Raw genomic sequence first — 14775 nt, 5'->3', positions numbered from 1 at the left:
TCTTTTTTGCCAAATGGGTTTACCTGAAAAGGTTCAATGAGGGAATGCACGAATGAAGGCAAAAAAGCAACACCTCCCTTCCAAGGTCTGTCCCGTTTGTCAGCGTCCCTTTAGTTGGCGGAAGAAGTGGGAACGGAATTGGGAGGAAGTAAAATACTGCTCCAAGCGCTGTAGCAGTGCCCGTGCCAAAGGCAAGGATTGATAGTATAGGCACCGCACTGGCACTGTCCATGGGAATTATCCCTTTGGGGTAGTGCAGCTTTTGGGAGATTTCTGCTCGATTTGTTGATTGACAACCTGCAGCATTGCACGCCTTTGTTCAAGTCCATTCAGCTGTCGTCCGATCAGCTTTTTACCGTGTCCACCGCTGTTTTAGATTATTTTGTGCGGTATCATCGACAACATACCGACTTTTTGGTTTTTTTTTGAGCCGCTCCTAGAGGCCATCATCCATACCGGTACGAAGGCTGCCATCGTTTTGGACGTGGTCGAATCCCGTAATGCGGCGGATCACCTCCCTTGGCTCTACACAGAACTACAACGAAAGGTCGGCGGAAACCAAGCCTGGGAAAGGTCGGCACGTCGATATTATAAAAAGAACCGATCGGTTGCCAGTTCCCTACTTACCTATTACGAGGTTTCTAACAAGGCCGAGTTTGCACGCATAGCCGGGGAGCTTTGGAGAAATGGGCTTTTTCTGGAGAAGCGATATCCCGAGGCGCTCCGTTTTGCAGATGTTCATTGCAACCGGTGGAACCTGCGGGACATCCTAGAGCCTTGCCTGATTTACCAACCCCATAAGGCCCTGCTGATGTTGGAAGCGAAGATTGAAGAACTGCTAGAGGAAGAGCGTGGTCGGGATTTTTACCAGCGTGTTGCGTGGGTGCTTCTTTTTGCCTCGGACACGCCTGAGATTCGAGAGGATGCGGCAGCCCTTATCGTTAGGCTAGATCGGAAATACAGCCGGTTACGGGCATTTCGAAGCGAACTGCGAAATGCCGGTCTCATGGATGGGTAATGGTCAAGTGGTTGGCTGTTTTTTGCGGCATGGGGTTTGAATAGGGCCGCCGCTTCTTGGGCCAAGCTAGTGTGTATGTTCCAAATTCCAGGTTCGTTGCATGCCAAGAGTCAGCTGATCGAGGTCGGGCATGGATTGTACAGATACATTTATTTCTGGATTTATGGGAAAATCGTGTTGTTTTTTTGATAAATCCCAAAAAATACCCCGATCATGGTATTTTTTATAATCGAATTTTTGTCGATCTTATGGGTTCAAATCGGCTAGTTTAAACAACTGCCTTTGAGAGTCTTTCGGAATATCGTTTGATTTCGTCGGTCTTTTGAATTCTTCCGAAAATAGGACGCTAATTTTAGCAAAACCAGCAATGGTTAATTGAATTATTACGCATCTACTACGCTATGAGGTTTTTGATATCATTAGAACGTACTGGGCCAAGTTCGGTATTGCCAGTGAACTATCAGTATGAGCTTTCCTCCGTAATTTATCGCATGATAGATAGTGCTGACAGTGATTTCAGCGAATTTCTTCATGGGGCAGGGTATGCCGCTTTTGGAAAAAAATACAGGCTGTTTGTCTTTTCACGCTTGAAGTTCGACCAATGTCAAGTGATAAAAGGGTCGGATAGGATGGTACATGAGGGCAGAAAGGCCTGGTTTGAGATTTCCTTTTTAATAGATCGTGCAGCAGAGGGTTTTATCCGGGGGTTGTTTTTGGATCAGGGATTGGAAATTGGAGACCGGAGCGGGAGTGTAGCGTATACGGTTACGCAGGTTGCTGGGCAGCAACCTGTTTTGTTTTCGGAATGGATGACCTATAGGTGTCTTTCGCCAATATTTATCCGGCGCAAACGCCCGGAAGGGGGAGAGGATTACCTGCATCCGGGGGAGCGGGATTTTTGGATATTGCTGGTGCGTAACCTGACAGCAAAGCAACAGGCTTTAGCACTCGCGTCAGCTGAAGGCGATTCGTTGAATTCCTGCCTGCCCAACTTCGACTATAGGATACTTGGTAAGGTCTATAAAAACGGCGTCACGATCAAACAGCAGACGGCAAGAGAAACGAAATTGATAGGCTATACCTTTAGGTTTTCCCTATGTCTGCCAACAGAGCTCCACGAGATTGGATACTACGCAGGCTTTGGACACCTAGGAAGCCAGGGATTTGGTTGTGTGGAGGTGAAAGGAGGTGATGTATGATGGGATATCAGGAACCCTTTTTCTTTTTAAGGTCTTTAGCCTTTTTGATAAGTTCTTCTCGAGAGATTGGCCTGGCATTTTCATCCAATTTTGTCCATAGCTTTTCCCTTTCAGGGCCAAGGAATGGATTTGAAAAATTAGATGTTAACTGTAGATGTTTAATTTTTGCCATGTTCAAATATACAAAAAATGAGGTCAATAGTTCTAAAGGTGTTTTAAAAAATCACTTTGCCGAGAACAACGTAAAAATCAAATCCCGGCTGGCAATTCTTGCATCCAGCGTTATGTATTTGCCTACCTCGTTAAAAGTTGGAATCACTCTGATGCCTTTGCATTTATCAGTTAAGCCAGTAATTCTGAACACCGGAAATTCCAAGATTTCCAAATCTTCTTCACAGTGCGAGTATTTCCATTCTATTACTTCCTCAAGCTCTTTTGGAGAGCGAATACCCTCTTTATGGAGTGCTGTTAGGCTAAGGTGCGAGTGGTCGTATTCGGTTTTCATACCTATTAAATTAAATTATATCAAAAAACCGGAGGAATACCAATTCCTCCGGGAAATCGAAGAGGTTCGATTGACATTAAATTACAGTACTAATTTTTAAATTCCAATTGATTTCATTTCAAATTTAAAAATAGAAAATTTAAATTACAGTTCTAATTGGAAAAGTATGCGAATACAGATAAAATTTAGGCAAAACACTGAATCAGTTCCATTTGATTATCAAAAAAACCTTGTGGGTGCATTTCATAAATGGCTTGGAGAAAATCACGTTCATGATGAAATGTCTCTTTACTCTTTATCCTGGCTAATGGGTGGCAGAATTGATAAAAATGGTTTTGATTTTAAAAATGGTGCCTATTGGCAAATCAGTTCTTATGATACAGCTTTGATTAAAACACTTATCAAAGGAATTCAGAATGATCCTGAATTGAATTTTGGAATGAGGGTCAAAGAAGTATCCATAATAACTGATCCAACAGTTGAGCCCATCCAACGATTTTTCTTGAACAGCCCTATTTTTATCAAAAGGAAATTAGAAGAAAGAGTCCATCATTATACATTTTCCGATGCTGACTCAGGCCTTTACATGACTCAAACCCTCGAAGCGAAACTCAAGAAAGCAGGTCTTGAGTCAAAAGGTGTAAAGGTTTATTTCGACCCTACCTTTCAAAAACCTAGTACGAAAATGATCAATTACAACGGCATTAAATGTAGAGCTAGTATGTGTCCTGTGATTATTGAGGGAAGTGAAGAACAACTCAAGTTTGCTTGGAATGTGGGCATAGGGAATAGTACTGGAATTGGATTTGGCTCTTTAAGATAAGTAGGTATGACATACTATGTAGTAAAATATTCCGGACCATTTGGTTTTATTAAGCCTTGGACGGCAGTTAGAGACAGTGAAACGTTTAGTCAGCAGTTTTTGACTCCGTCAATTGTGGAAGGTATTGAGAAGAAGTTGTTTCCAGAATTGCTGGGAAATGAAGGAATTCATAAAATAGTCGGTCATAGATTAGCTTATGATCAGGTCAGTGGACAACAGGAAGTAATTCAAACCCGAGGTTGGAATTCAACGAGAAAAGGTAGAGAGTTTTTATTTGACAGACCTAAGGCAATCTTGATACGTGGTGTTTTACAAAACCCAACTCTGCTACTGGCTTTTACATCTAAGGAATATGCATCTAGAGCAGCAAGTCAACATGTTTGCCTTTGTAGAAATGAAGATATTATGTACCCAGATGCTGTCATTGAAACTAGCAGAGAAGCATTTGAAGGAGATGAAGATTTGTTTCCAGGTTTCGAGTTGGTTTTTGAGAAAAATGACAAATCATTTTTAGTCGGGTATCACAGGCTTAACAATGAACCTATGTATGGATGGATCAGAGTAGTAGGTCAACCTGTAACTAACTTCTGATGGAAAATCTTCTTGCCAAATCCGCCCCTGAGAACACTTCCTTAAAAGATCATCTTTTACACGTGTCTTATGCAGCAAAGGCTTTTGCCAACTATCTGCAAATGGATGAATTGGTTGCATTCAGTGGAGCGATTTTACATGATATTGGAAAAGCCCACCCTGAATTTCAAAGAAGAATTAAAGGAAATGGACGAAACAGTAAAGTATTCAGACATGAAATAAGTTCTCTTCTTTTCTTATCTGTATTTCCTGAATCAGCATATTCAGCATTATTGGATATGGTCATTGCACATCACAAGTCAGCCAAAAACGATGCTGGAGATAAAGGATTGTTGGATTTGGAAAACGGATATGACTTTATTGACTTTCATGTTGGCCAATGGGACCAATGGTCTCCTGATGCTTTTAAACTGATTGAAGATATTGGAATACAGTGTACTCCGTTTGGTGAAAAGGAGGCCCGTCAAAACCTTTCCTACGCTATATCATATTGCAAAAAACAAACAAAAATTAGAGGGTATGCAGAGTGGAGAGGCTTGCTAATGGGAGCAGATCACTTTGCTTCTGCTTTGATCAATGATACAGAGGAAAAGCTTAGCAAGGCTTTTAAGACTCCAAATTTTTCATTTTATAGCCGTTCCCATCCACTTTATCCGCTTTCTTACAAAGAAACAGCTTCACCAAAGAAACATACCTTGGTTGTGGCCAGTACAGGGGCCGGCAAAACAGACTATCTCTTCAAAAGAACTAAAAGACGGGTTTTTTATACACTCCCGTTTCAGGCATCTATAAATGCCATGTATAAGAGGGTTTCCACAGACTTAAAGCCAAACAATCCCGAATTGGACATTAGGGTGCTTCATTCTGCATCCATGGTCGTCCGACAAAATGGCAAAGAAGAGGAAAGTGTTTTACAGCCACTTTTTGGTTCAGCGATTAAAATTCTAACTCCCCATCAGTTAGCAGCTATAGCCTTTGGAATGAAAGGTTATGAAGCCATGCTTCTCGATTTGAAAGGATGCGACTTCATTTTGGATGAAATCCATACTTACACTGGGGTATCCCAGGCAATCGTATTGAAATTGGTTCAGATACTTAAGCAAATGAATTGCGCCATTCATATAGGGACAGCCACCATGCCAACAAAGCTATATCAGAAAATTGTTGAGGAATTGGGAGAGGATATTTTGGAAGAAAAACTGACCCAAGAAGAGCTGGATGAATTTGATAGGCATACCTTATACAAAATCAATTCATTGGAAGAGAGTCTACCATTCATCCATCAAGCGATTGATGAGAATAAAAAGGTGCTGGTAGTATATAATCGTGTAGCCAAAGCGCAAGATGCCTATTGCCATTTGAAAGAAATATATCCTGACACTCCGATCCTATTACTGCACAGTCGTTTCAAAAGAGGGGACAGAAATTACAAGGAAAAACAACTTCTAGGTTTGGATGAGAACGGAAATCCAAATGGAGAATTCAATACTTCAACAGAAGCTTGTATTGTGGTGTCCACCCAGATCGTAGAGGTCAGTCTAGATATCAGTTTTGACCTTATGGTCACTGAGACTGCTCCTATTGATGCCTTGATACAGCGTTTTGGTAGGGTAAATAGAATAAGAACGAAGGACACGATAGGAAAAACCAAACCCATCTATATAATCGTTCCTCCGGAAAATAAAATTGATGCCTTGCCTTATGACGTAGAAGTGCTTCGTAGATCATATGATGTTTTGGAGGACAGTCAGATTTTAAAAGAAAGGGATTTGCAGGGTAAAATTGACTATGTTTTTCCAGAAATTGATTTTATGGACATAGAGGAACATGCTGTATTCAAATCTGATGGGAGAATAACCATTGACAGGCTTACTCATAGGAGCAAATCGATTCTATTTGAATTGTTAGAAATTGACAGTGTGTGCTGTATTTGTGAAGGGGATTTAGAGATGTATGAAAATACTGATTTTGAAAAGAGGATGGATCTGGAGATCCCTGTAAGGTATTTTGCGGTGAAAGGAATGAACCAAGCGCAAAAAGGCAACAAGCCCTTTATCATTCCTGACAAGGCGTATGATTTTGACATTGGCTTGGATGTAAAAAAGATCAGAGAAAGCAACTTTGATGTAACTAACCAAATACTATGATCACAGCAGTTATTGGCAAAACATTTCTAAAAGCATATAATGAGAGGTATGCCAAAGAACTTTCTCCAAAAGAGTTTTTTGAGCTAGAATACTGGGAATTATTTTATAATCATTCTAAATATATGCAATGGGTGACCAATTCTCCTTTTGTACAAATGAAAAGTGGGCAAAAACCGCATTTACTTTCGGCTGATGAAAGGAAGGAAAAACTGGAAAACCTTTTTGAAAAGGCAGAAAATGAAATTCCCGATGCTAGTTTTGCTTTGGGATATCCTGCATCTGAATCGAAGGAGTATGCCAGCACTTCCGGCTTGGTCAGTGACGTGGTCATTTCTGTCGATGAAGATGAAGTTTATCTTTCGTGGATCGGCAGTGGTCTGGGAATTATGGTGGCCGGAGGCTTTACGATACTTTTTGACAATCCCGAAATAACTTTACAAACCTTTGAAGGTTGGAAGGTTTACCGAAAGTATTTGAACGACCCTACTATAGAAAAGCTTCGTGGGAATCAAATTAATACTTGGAATGGACAGTGGTTGACCTATTCTCTCAATCCTGAGGAGTATCGAGAAGACTTTGATTTTTCAGAACTTTCCAATCAGAAAATTTTCAAAGTGGATACAAACCTGGCGGAAGTAGCCACAGTAAGTTGGAGTCAATTATTTTTTAGCCTTTCTACCCAATTCCCAGATAATGAAATGATGGGCTATGTCTATGGGTTCGGGCAGACTAATAAAACGATAGGATTTATCCCATTTCAACTTAAATCAGGTGGAAATATCAAGGAAGTTTATCAGAAACTGTTTGGGAACTTTAAAATTAATAAGAAGGAATTTGAAAGCCTCTTTGGGATGCATATCAAGCGTGCCTGCGAATTGGGAAGTATTGGGTTGCAGGCTTTACGTCCAGACAGTTTGAAAAAATACATGACTGAGGACAAAAATTTAACCTTCAAAAAGGAGGAAGACACAATAAATTATCAAGCATACAAAACCTGGTTAGTCGCTATGTTAACACGAAACAAAGAAGAAATCACAGACTATACCCCAAAATTGGCTGAAGTCATTTTGCGCTATAGAAATACCGGAAAAGGCATGTCACGAGTCACACTGGTAGAAAAGGAAATGTTTACATCCAAATCCAAAAGGGGATTTATAGAGTCATTGACACTTATGATCCCTGATCTGGAAGGTGAAGATTTAGAAACACTAAAAACGCTAAAAGACGAAGTACACCTGATGACCAACGAGGAATTTGGCTACTTTTTAACGCTTTTAAAATTTGATTACGCTTACCAACAAAAGAAATCATAAATTCTAACTAACCAAAAAATGAATACGATCTATATAAGAACCTTAAAGAGGGCCGAACACACCGTTTTCAACGTGGCAAATGGCCAAAAGTATTATTACGATGTTCAGTTCAACAAGAGAATCCCTTTTTCCAGTGGACAGCAGGTAAAGCGTTCCTTGATTGATTCGCTTTGTGAAGCGATTGAGCAAACCCCGTCCCCGACCACCTTTCTATTCGAGGTAGATAAACAAAAAAAGCTCAAAGAAGGAGAGGTCTATGGCACGTGTGACCCTACTTATGCCGATCAATTGTTTGGAGGCTGGATGAAAGCTTCAAAAGGTGGTGGGGAAAGAACGCTAAAAAGAAGAAGTCCTCTATCCATTTCTGCCATGAGGGCATTACATCCATTATTAGCTGGATTAGACTCCAATGGAGGAGAAGCGGGCTCCTTCGACAGAAGTGAGCGCCCAAATAACGCAGTGATCATTCGGGATGACAAGGGAAATATCCTATCCAACGAGGAAATCGATGTGGTTTTGAAAACCGAAGGAAATACAGATAGGAGCTTGGGGAGAAAATGGCTGAATCCTGCTGAAAGGGCAACAGGCCTCTTCGTATTTGACATAGCGATAGATTTGAGGAGACTTTTTTCTGTAAGCACCAATCAGTTGGAGCCGGAGATGGCAGATGCTACGATAGCCAAGTTAAAGGAAGAAGGCTGGATTGAATCCAAAAATGTGTTTGGGCCCTGTCTAATCGCCCCTAAATCAATAAGAGAAAAGTGGATCAAAGGTCTAGCACATGCTATTATTAACTGGCGTATCACTTCTAACCAATCCAGAACCTTTAGCTTGATGGATACCTTGGCTGTTTCCATAAGCGATAATGCCAATTTGATTGCGGGGAGCATTCGAGCCAAGTTATCAGAAGAAGATTCGCGAAAAGCTGATCCGATTGTAGATGAAAATCTAAAAGGGGTTGAAACATTTATTTCACTTCAGGCGGGAGGTTTTATACACACTAAAGGAGAAACAGCCGATGCGCTCGACCGTGCAGGACAAGCGCTAATTGAAAAAATGTCTGCCTTCGATTACGAAAATCAATTCGCTTAATCTCTAAAAGCACCTTCTTCTAAGTGTTTCTAGAGGAAGGTGTTTTTGTATCCTTCACCCCATGTTTGACCAATTCTATCAGCAATCTTCCGATCAGCTAAAACTTTCCTTTCTCCAAACAGTCCTTGAACAAGACAAACAGCTACAGGAGCAATTTATTAACTTCTATCTGGAGCCTAAGGGCAAACAGTTGACTCTGACGGTGACAGACCCTGATGATTTTATACTGGCCAGTAAGGATCTGATCAAGGCTGACCTTGAATCCATCCGATTTGATGAACTGGATTGGGATGACTATGTACCTGATCGCAATGGATATATTCCAGAATATCAAGCACTGGAAAAAATGGCTGAAGATGAAATCAGTAGGATCATCGGCCTTCATGTAGCAGAAGTAGAAAGGTATTGTACGATCAAGCATTTCGACTTGGCTTTCTTCTACATGATCAGCATTTATAGAGCATGCCTGGAGGCTAAGCTTAACGAGGATTATTATGAAGTTTCAGACCCTTTGCTGACGATGCTAAATGCATTTGAATATCATTTAGAAAGCTGTCTGCCAATCTTTAAGGCCATACAAATTCCAGAAAACCAACTCTTCACCATCGCAACTGTTCTGTTTGATCAGCATACTGAATTAGGCGCTGAAGATTCCCATTTTCTGTTGTTTTTTGAGACATGTTTATACAGCATAATTCATTCTGGCTCGCAAGCGAATATCCTTCTTGATATAGTAGAAGAGAAACACAAGGCAGCTAACTTGCCATGGCTGTACACAGAACTTCATAGAAAGACTGGAGGAATTGAAGGCTTTGAGAAATCAGCCTTGAAGTATTACCAATCGAATGTCCATGTAGCTATTGAACTCTTGAATCTTTATAAATCTACAGATAGCTACAAATTCGGAGAAATTGCCAAGCAGTTATGGGATAATGGATTATTTCATCAGGAATGTGCTGAGCTTTACTTTAATGTTCTCAACCCAAGAGAAGATCCAGATTTATACCTAGAGGTCACGAAGTACCTGAACAAAAGAAAATTCTCCGAAAAATATTACAGAATCATCCAAGAACTGATGACAGAAGAAGATCGGATGAAGTATTTGAAAACACTCCAAACCGATCACCCTGCCTACATCACAGCGATGTTTATGGAAGGAAAATTTAATGAAGCACATAAGCATGCACTTCACTATACAAACAGGTGGAATATCATCGAAACAATGACACCTTGTTTGAAGTATAACCCGGAACAAGGCATTGTAATCCTTGCAAAGAAGACTGAAGAACTCCTTCTCAATGAACGTGGCAGAAATTTTTATGCAAGAATCGCTGCCATTCTAAAAGTCGCAAAGGAAATACCAGCTATTCAGAGTCAGACGCAAGTACTGATAAATAGAATAGTCTATGCCAATGGTCGCTTGAGTGCACTGAAGGGAGAGTTTAGAATTGCTGGTATTATTTGATCACCTCAATAGTATACATTCTACTAAATTGGTTTTCGCTGCTAAACTTATGAAAATCACCGGAACACATATCGCCTACCTTCACACCTGCCTCCGAAAACGCTGGCTCTTTGCCCATGGCATACAGATGGAGCACACTTCCTATAGAGTATCAGAAGGAAAGGAGATTTCGAAGGTAACCTATTTGGATAGGATTCGCATTGGAGATCCTACATAGATATACTAAAAAACGTTTTTCCGAAACAACAAAAAATGACTATTATTGTTGTGTGAAGAATACGATAATGGAAAAACTGATTCAAAAGTATTATCAAAAGCTAGGCCGTATCCAAACGGGTAATGTGCGGTCATTGATGGATGAAATCGATTGGTCCAACCGATTCATCGGAATAAAAGGTGCCAGGGGTGCCGGAAAAACAACCCTGCTTTTTCAATATATTTTGGTCAAACAACTGCCTACCAGCAAGACCTTGTATGTGAGTTTGGACGATTTATACTTTACCGAAAATAATCTTTATGACCTGACGGAACAATTCGTAAATGAAGGAGGAAAACACCTGCTAGTTGACGAAGTGCACCGGTATGACAATTGGTCCTCCGAACTCAAAAATATTTACGATGACTTTCCAGGGTTACAGGTGGTTTTCACCGGATCGTCTCTGATCCACATCGAAAAAGCCCGAGGAGACCTAAGCCGAAGGGCTGTGGTCTATGAACTACATGGCTTGTCTTTTCGGGAGTTTCTAGCCTTCAATGAAATTCACAACTTCGAAAAAATCACTATGGAGGACCTATTGACCCGCCATGTAGAAATTGCTAGGTCCATCGTCGGTAAGATAAAACCGCTGGCTTATTTTAAAGAGTATCTTGTTTATGGTTATTATCCCTATTTTCTGGAAAATAAGAATGTATACCAGCAGAAGTTGATGGAAACCATCCTTATTGCCATGAGCACAGACCTTCCTCCAACTTATAACCTTAGCTATGCCAGCATAGAAAAACTCAAGCAATTGCTGTACATTTTGGCAGAAAGTGTTCCCTTCAAACCCAATATAACCAAGCTGAGCGAACGTGTGGGAGTATCCCGCAACAGCCTGCTTGATTTTATGCGCTATCTGGAGGAACTGCGGATCGTTAAGCGCCTGTATGCAGATACCAAAGGAATCGGTCTTTTACAAAAACCGGAGAAACTGTACTTATATCATCCCAATATTTCCTATGCCCTTTCCTATCAAGATGCGGATATGGGAAGTATTCGGGAAAGTTTTTTTATAAATCAGTTATCCGTACATTGTCCTGTTGAATATTCGGCAGTCGGAGATTTCAGGATAGGCAGGCATTTATTTGAAATCGGAGGAAGGTCTAAATCCCAAAAGCAAATTGATCAAGAACAAAATGCCTACATAGTAGCAGATAATATTGAAATCGGCTTCAAAAACAAAATACCCTTGTGGCTATTTGGATTTACCTATTGAACCATGAATCTCACAGGAACACATATTGCGTACTTCCATACTTGCCACCGAAAACTCTGGCTCTTTGCCCATGGCATACAGATGGAACATACCTCAGACATCGTGGCTGAAGGAAAGCTGATTTCGGAGACTACCTTTTTGGATAGGACGCGGAAATACACGGAATTGGCCATTGATGGCGTTAAGATTGACTTCTACGATGCCAAAAACAAGGTAATCCACGAGGTGAAGAAGTCAGATAAGATAGAACACGCCCATATCGCCCAAGTGAAGTATTACATGTACGTATTGCAAAAAAATGGTATTGACGGAGTGACCGCCCTACTAGAATACCCTAAAATGCGCCAACGGGAGATAGTGGAATGGGAGATCGGAGATGTGCGGGTGGTAGAAGAATGGATTGCCCAAGTCAGACAGATCATCAGCCAATCCAGTTGTCCGGAGTTGATCAAAAAGCCTATCTGCAAAAAATGCAGCTATTTTGATTTTTGCTATGCAACCGAAAGTTAGAATAATAAGTTAAATTGGGGGTAAGGTAAGCTATAAATATATGGAACATAAGATAACCATCTCTACTGAGGACCCCGCACTCATCGATCAGATTCTGAATTTAATCAAGGGTGAACAGGCCACTTATCATTTGGAAAAATCTGAAAATAAAAGTAAAGAGAATTTGGTCGACATTATGGATCAGATAGCGGCTTCAACTCCGATCCATAGCATTAAAGATCCCCTTTTATGGCAAAAGGAAGTGCGAAAAGACAATAGATTAATAGGACGGGATTGATGCTGTTGTTGGATAGCAACATACTAATCTATGCCTTGATGTCTGATCATCAACCGCTGCGGGATTCTTTACGACATAAAGAGGCTGCCTGCTCTATTGTAAGCCATATTGAGGTTATGGGATATCATAAGTTAACGAGTCCCGAAAAAGCAGCTTTCAATACCCTTTTTGAAAGCATCGGTATTTTGCCATTGACTTCTGAAATTGCTACGGTAGCAATCAGTCTGCGGCAAACTAAAAAAATGACCCTAGGCGATGCCATCATCGCGGCCACCGCACTGGTATATAGAGCCGAACTCCTTACTGCCAATACGAAGGATTTTGATTGGATCAAAAATTTAAATCATACGAATCCATTGATTTGAAAAAAACCTACTACCTGTTTAATCCCGGCCGGATGAGCCGAAAGGACAATACACTGAAATTTACTCCGATGGACGAAGACGGCAGGGAAGGTGTGCCGAAGTATATTCCCATAGAAGGAGTATCTGACCTGTATTGCTTTGGCAGCCTCGATGCCAACAGCGCACTTTATAATTTTCTAGGAAAGGCCGGTATCAGCGTGCATTTTTTTGACTACTATGAACATTACACCGGCAGCTTTATGGCCAAGGAGTACCTGCTTGCCGGAAAAATGCAGATTGAGCAAACCAGGCATTATACCAGTAAGTCTAAGCGGATTGTCATTGCCCGGAAATTTGTCGAGGGTGCGGCATTCAACATCGTCAAAAATCTCCGTTACTACCAAAACCGGGGGAAGGAGCTGGAGCCAATTATCGACAAGATCGGTGATCGCTCCGTACAGGTGCCGCTGGCTCCCGATATTGCGACCTTGATGGGAGTAGAGGGAAATATCCGTCAGACGTATTATCAGGCGTTTGACATGATCATCAAGGAGCATGCCATGGAGGGTAGGAGTAAGCAACCGCCGCTAAACGAGGTGAATGCATTGATCTCCTTCGGCAATATGATGTGTTATACCTTGTGCCTAGGTCAGATTTACCACACGCAGTTGAATCCTATGATTAGTTTTTTACATGAACCGGGGTTTAGACGTTATTCGTTGGCGTTGGATTTGGCGGAAATTTTTAAGCCGATCTTGGTGGATAGAACGATCTTCCGGGTATTGAACAAGCGGGAGATACAGTCCAAGGATTTTGATATCCACGTAAACCGAGTAGTGCTGAAAGAATCCGGAAAAAAGGCCTTTGTAAGGGCCTTTGAGGAGCGGCTTAACGAGACCATTAAGCACCGTACGTTGAAGAAGCACGTCAGTTACAAGCATTTGGTTAAGCTGGAGTGTTATAAATTGAGTAAGCATTTGTTAGGAATCGAGGAATACAAACCATTTAAAGTGTGGTGGTAGTAATTGTGACAGGGAGATATAGGCTCTTAGGGAGCATGCGAACTGAATTATTACCTTGTTTTTATCATACCATCCAACCCCATGCATCCCTAAATTACGACTTGCCATGTACATCATTTTAGTTTACGACATCAATCAAAAGCGGGTGGGCAAAATGCTCAAACTCTGTCGGCAGTACCTAAATTGGATTCAGAATTCTGTATTTGAGGGGGAGCTTACGGAGGTGAAATTGAAAGAGTTGTTGGCAAAGGCGAAGAAAATAATGGATACCGAAGAGGATAGTTTGATCATTTTCAAGAGTAGGAATGAAAAATGGCTTGAAAAGGAAGTAATTGGCCAGGAGAAGAACGATTTGGATACATTTATTTAATTTTTTAGGGATTGTTTACCTGCGTTTAAGTTGTCGGTCTCTGTCCGGCTAGCGGTCAGGGCGGCAAGTGAATAATTGATTTTGATGTCAGATGGTGTCTAAGGTGCTTTGAGGGCTGTTGTCGAAGTCCCAGCGAAATCAGGTTATTGCACATCGACGACTGAATAGGGAAGAAAATGCATCCATTACCCTTTAAAAACGGAAAATTTGGCCTATTTTTGAACCAGGCTCAACGGCCCTTAATCGCACCATATTGGAATTGAAATTAATTATACCCGCAACCATTAACGCAATAGCACCCAACCCTTAATCGCACCATATTGGAATTGAAATAAAAACAAACTAACTATAAGGAAACAGATAAATTTTCCCTTAATCGCACCATATTGGAATTGAAATCTGGTTTAGCCGCAACCACGGGCTTTGTTGCCACTGCCCTTAATCGCACCATATTGGAATTGAAATAAAGCACTGTAAGAACGACAAAAACAGAAATAAATACCCTTAATCGCACCATATTGGAATTGAAATCCTGAACCGTTATAAATCGTTACCTGAACGATTTCACCCTTAATCGCACCATATTGGAATTGAAATAGCGATGTGGTACACATCATCTATTAT

At 41.0% G+C, this 14775-nt stretch carries 18 protein-coding genes and 1 CRISPR repeat array (1 of these 19 running past the window's edge); of the genes, 16 read left to right on the top strand and 2 right to left on the bottom strand.

Annotation, left to right across the window (positions count from 1 at the left end; genetic code table 11):
* The first annotated feature begins 52 nt into the window (after positions 1-52).
* The 3 genes from IAQ59_RS03320 to cas6 (IAQ59_RS03310) all read left to right on the top strand — a co-directional run bounded on the left by IAQ59_RS03320 (position 53) and on the right by cas6 (IAQ59_RS03310) (position 2217).
* A complete protein-coding gene (locus tag IAQ59_RS03320) occupies positions 53-202 on the top strand; it encodes a DUF2256 domain-containing protein (protein WP_209329350.1) in 150 nt (49 codons plus the stop codon).
* A 180-nt stretch (positions 203-382) separates the two neighbouring features.
* A complete protein-coding gene (locus IAQ59_RS03315; RefSeq protein ID WP_209329349.1) occupies positions 383-1018 on the top strand; it encodes a hypothetical protein in 636 nt (211 codons plus the stop codon).
* Positions 1019-1419: 401 nt separating this feature from the next.
* Positions 1420-2217, top strand: a complete 798-nt coding sequence (cas6, locus tag IAQ59_RS03310) for a CRISPR-associated endoribonuclease Cas6 (protein ID WP_342450678.1) — start codon at positions 1420-1422, stop codon at positions 2215-2217.
* 7 nt (positions 2218-2224) lie between these two features.
* Here the strand turns inward: cas6 (IAQ59_RS03310) and IAQ59_RS03305 are convergent, their stop codons facing one another.
* Complete coding sequence (locus IAQ59_RS03305; RefSeq protein ID WP_209329347.1) at positions 2225-2389, bottom strand: hypothetical protein; 165 nt, start codon at positions 2387-2389, stop codon at positions 2225-2227.
* Positions 2390-2440: 51 nt separating this feature from the next.
* Positions 2441-2722: a hypothetical protein gene (locus tag IAQ59_RS03300; protein ID WP_209329346.1), complete on the bottom strand. Its 282-nt coding sequence runs from the start codon at positions 2720-2722 to the stop codon at positions 2441-2443.
* Positions 2723-2888: 166 nt separating this feature from the next.
* On the opposite strand from IAQ59_RS03300, the gene cas6 (IAQ59_RS03295) reads away from it, so the two are divergent.
* The 13 genes from cas6 (IAQ59_RS03295) (at position 2889) to cas2 (ending at position 14151) form a co-directional block, all read left to right on the top strand.
* Entirely contained in the window at positions 2889-3545 is a 657-nt protein-coding gene (cas6, locus tag IAQ59_RS03295) for a CRISPR-associated endoribonuclease Cas6 (RefSeq protein WP_209329345.1), read from the top strand.
* A gap of 6 nt (positions 3546-3551) precedes the next feature.
* A complete protein-coding gene (locus IAQ59_RS03290) occupies positions 3552-4136 on the top strand; it encodes a hypothetical protein (RefSeq protein WP_209329344.1) in 585 nt (194 codons plus the stop codon).
* On the top strand, positions 4136-6283 hold the full coding sequence (cas3, locus tag IAQ59_RS03285; RefSeq protein WP_209329343.1) for a CRISPR-associated helicase Cas3': 2148 nt from the start codon (positions 4136-4138) through the stop codon (positions 6281-6283). The genes IAQ59_RS03290 and cas3 overlap by 1 nt, the downstream gene beginning before the upstream one ends.
* A complete protein-coding gene (locus IAQ59_RS03280; protein WP_209329342.1) occupies positions 6280-7596 on the top strand; it encodes a hypothetical protein in 1317 nt (438 codons plus the stop codon). Before cas3 ends, IAQ59_RS03280 begins: the two co-directional genes overlap by 4 nt.
* A gap of 18 nt (positions 7597-7614) precedes the next feature.
* Entirely contained in the window at positions 7615-8688 is a 1074-nt protein-coding gene (locus IAQ59_RS03275) for a CRISPR-associated protein Cas7 (RefSeq protein ID WP_209329341.1), read from the top strand.
* A gap of 61 nt (positions 8689-8749) precedes the next feature.
* Entirely contained in the window at positions 8750-10153 is a 1404-nt protein-coding gene (locus IAQ59_RS03270; protein ID WP_209329340.1) for a hypothetical protein, read from the top strand.
* A 49-nt stretch (positions 10154-10202) separates the two neighbouring features.
* Positions 10203-10370, top strand: a complete 168-nt coding sequence (locus IAQ59_RS03265) for a Dna2/Cas4 domain-containing protein (RefSeq protein ID WP_209329339.1) — start codon at positions 10203-10205, stop codon at positions 10368-10370.
* Positions 10371-10422: 52 nt separating this feature from the next.
* Positions 10423-11628, top strand: a complete 1206-nt coding sequence (locus IAQ59_RS03260) for an ATP-binding protein (protein WP_209329338.1) — start codon at positions 10423-10425, stop codon at positions 11626-11628.
* A gap of 3 nt (positions 11629-11631) precedes the next feature.
* A complete protein-coding gene (gene cas4 / locus IAQ59_RS03255; RefSeq protein WP_209329337.1) occupies positions 11632-12138 on the top strand; it encodes a CRISPR-associated protein Cas4 in 507 nt (168 codons plus the stop codon).
* A 40-nt stretch (positions 12139-12178) separates the two neighbouring features.
* Positions 12179-12415: a hypothetical protein gene (locus tag IAQ59_RS03250; protein WP_209329336.1), complete on the top strand. Its 237-nt coding sequence runs from the start codon at positions 12179-12181 to the stop codon at positions 12413-12415.
* The gene (locus IAQ59_RS03245; RefSeq protein ID WP_280866699.1) at positions 12415-12780 is read left to right on the top strand and encodes a type II toxin-antitoxin system VapC family toxin; all 366 of its coding nucleotides are present in this window, start codon (positions 12415-12417) and stop codon (positions 12778-12780) included. Before IAQ59_RS03250 ends, IAQ59_RS03245 begins: the two co-directional genes overlap by 1 nt.
* On the top strand, positions 12777-13781 hold the full coding sequence (gene cas1b / locus IAQ59_RS03240; protein WP_209329334.1) for a type I-B CRISPR-associated endonuclease Cas1b: 1005 nt from the start codon (positions 12777-12779) through the stop codon (positions 13779-13781). Before IAQ59_RS03245 ends, cas1b begins: the two co-directional genes overlap by 4 nt.
* Positions 13782-13887: 106 nt before the next feature.
* Positions 13888-14151, top strand: a complete 264-nt coding sequence (cas2, locus tag IAQ59_RS03235; RefSeq protein WP_209329333.1) for a CRISPR-associated endonuclease Cas2 — start codon at positions 13888-13890, stop codon at positions 14149-14151.
* 236 nt (positions 14152-14387) lie between these two features.
* Positions 14388-14775: a CRISPR direct-repeat array (repeat unit 30 nt; unit sequence CCCTTAATCGCACCATATTGGAATTGAAAT) (it continues 8940 nt past the right edge of the window).

Source organism: Lunatimonas salinarum (assembly GCF_017811155.1).
Taxonomy (GTDB): Bacteria; Bacteroidota; Bacteroidia; order Cytophagales; family Cyclobacteriaceae; genus Lunatimonas; species Lunatimonas salinarum.
The sequence above is the reverse complement of the archived record's forward strand: the minus strand, read 5'-3'. Positions and strand labels throughout refer to the sequence as shown.

Bases quoted from the DNA above. Each gene is read 5' to 3' on its own strand.
- IAQ59_RS03320 (WP_209329350.1), top strand. From the start codon at position 53: ATGAAGGCAAAAAAGCAACACCTCCCTTCCAAGGTCTGTCCCGTTTGT.
- cas6 (WP_342450678.1), top strand. From the start codon at position 1,420: ATGAGGTTTTTGATATCATTAGAACGTACTGGGCCAAGTTCGGTATTG.
- IAQ59_RS03305 (WP_209329347.1), bottom strand. From the start codon at position 2,389: ATGGCAAAAATTAAACATCTACAGTTAACATCTAATTTTTCAAATCCA.
- IAQ59_RS03300 (WP_209329346.1), bottom strand. From the start codon at position 2,722: ATGAAAACCGAATACGACCACTCGCACCTTAGCCTAACAGCACTCCAT.
- cas6 (WP_209329345.1), top strand. From the start codon at position 2,889: ATGCGAATACAGATAAAATTTAGGCAAAACACTGAATCAGTTCCATTT.
- IAQ59_RS03290 (WP_209329344.1), top strand. From the start codon at position 3,552: ATGACATACTATGTAGTAAAATATTCCGGACCATTTGGTTTTATTAAG.
- cas3 (WP_209329343.1), top strand. From the start codon at position 4,136: ATGGAAAATCTTCTTGCCAAATCCGCCCCTGAGAACACTTCCTTAAAA.
- IAQ59_RS03280 (WP_209329342.1), top strand. From the start codon at position 6,280: ATGATCACAGCAGTTATTGGCAAAACATTTCTAAAAGCATATAATGAG.
- IAQ59_RS03275 (WP_209329341.1), top strand. From the start codon at position 7,615: ATGAATACGATCTATATAAGAACCTTAAAGAGGGCCGAACACACCGTT.
- IAQ59_RS03270 (WP_209329340.1), top strand. From the start codon at position 8,750: ATGTTTGACCAATTCTATCAGCAATCTTCCGATCAGCTAAAACTTTCC.
- IAQ59_RS03265 (WP_209329339.1), top strand. From the start codon at position 10,203: ATGAAAATCACCGGAACACATATCGCCTACCTTCACACCTGCCTCCGA.
- cas4 (WP_209329337.1), top strand. From the start codon at position 11,632: ATGAATCTCACAGGAACACATATTGCGTACTTCCATACTTGCCACCGA.
- IAQ59_RS03250 (WP_209329336.1), top strand. From the start codon at position 12,179: ATGGAACATAAGATAACCATCTCTACTGAGGACCCCGCACTCATCGAT.
- IAQ59_RS03245 (WP_280866699.1), top strand. From the start codon at position 12,415: ATGCTGTTGTTGGATAGCAACATACTAATCTATGCCTTGATGTCTGAT.
- cas2 (WP_209329333.1), top strand. From the start codon at position 13,888: ATGTACATCATTTTAGTTTACGACATCAATCAAAAGCGGGTGGGCAAA.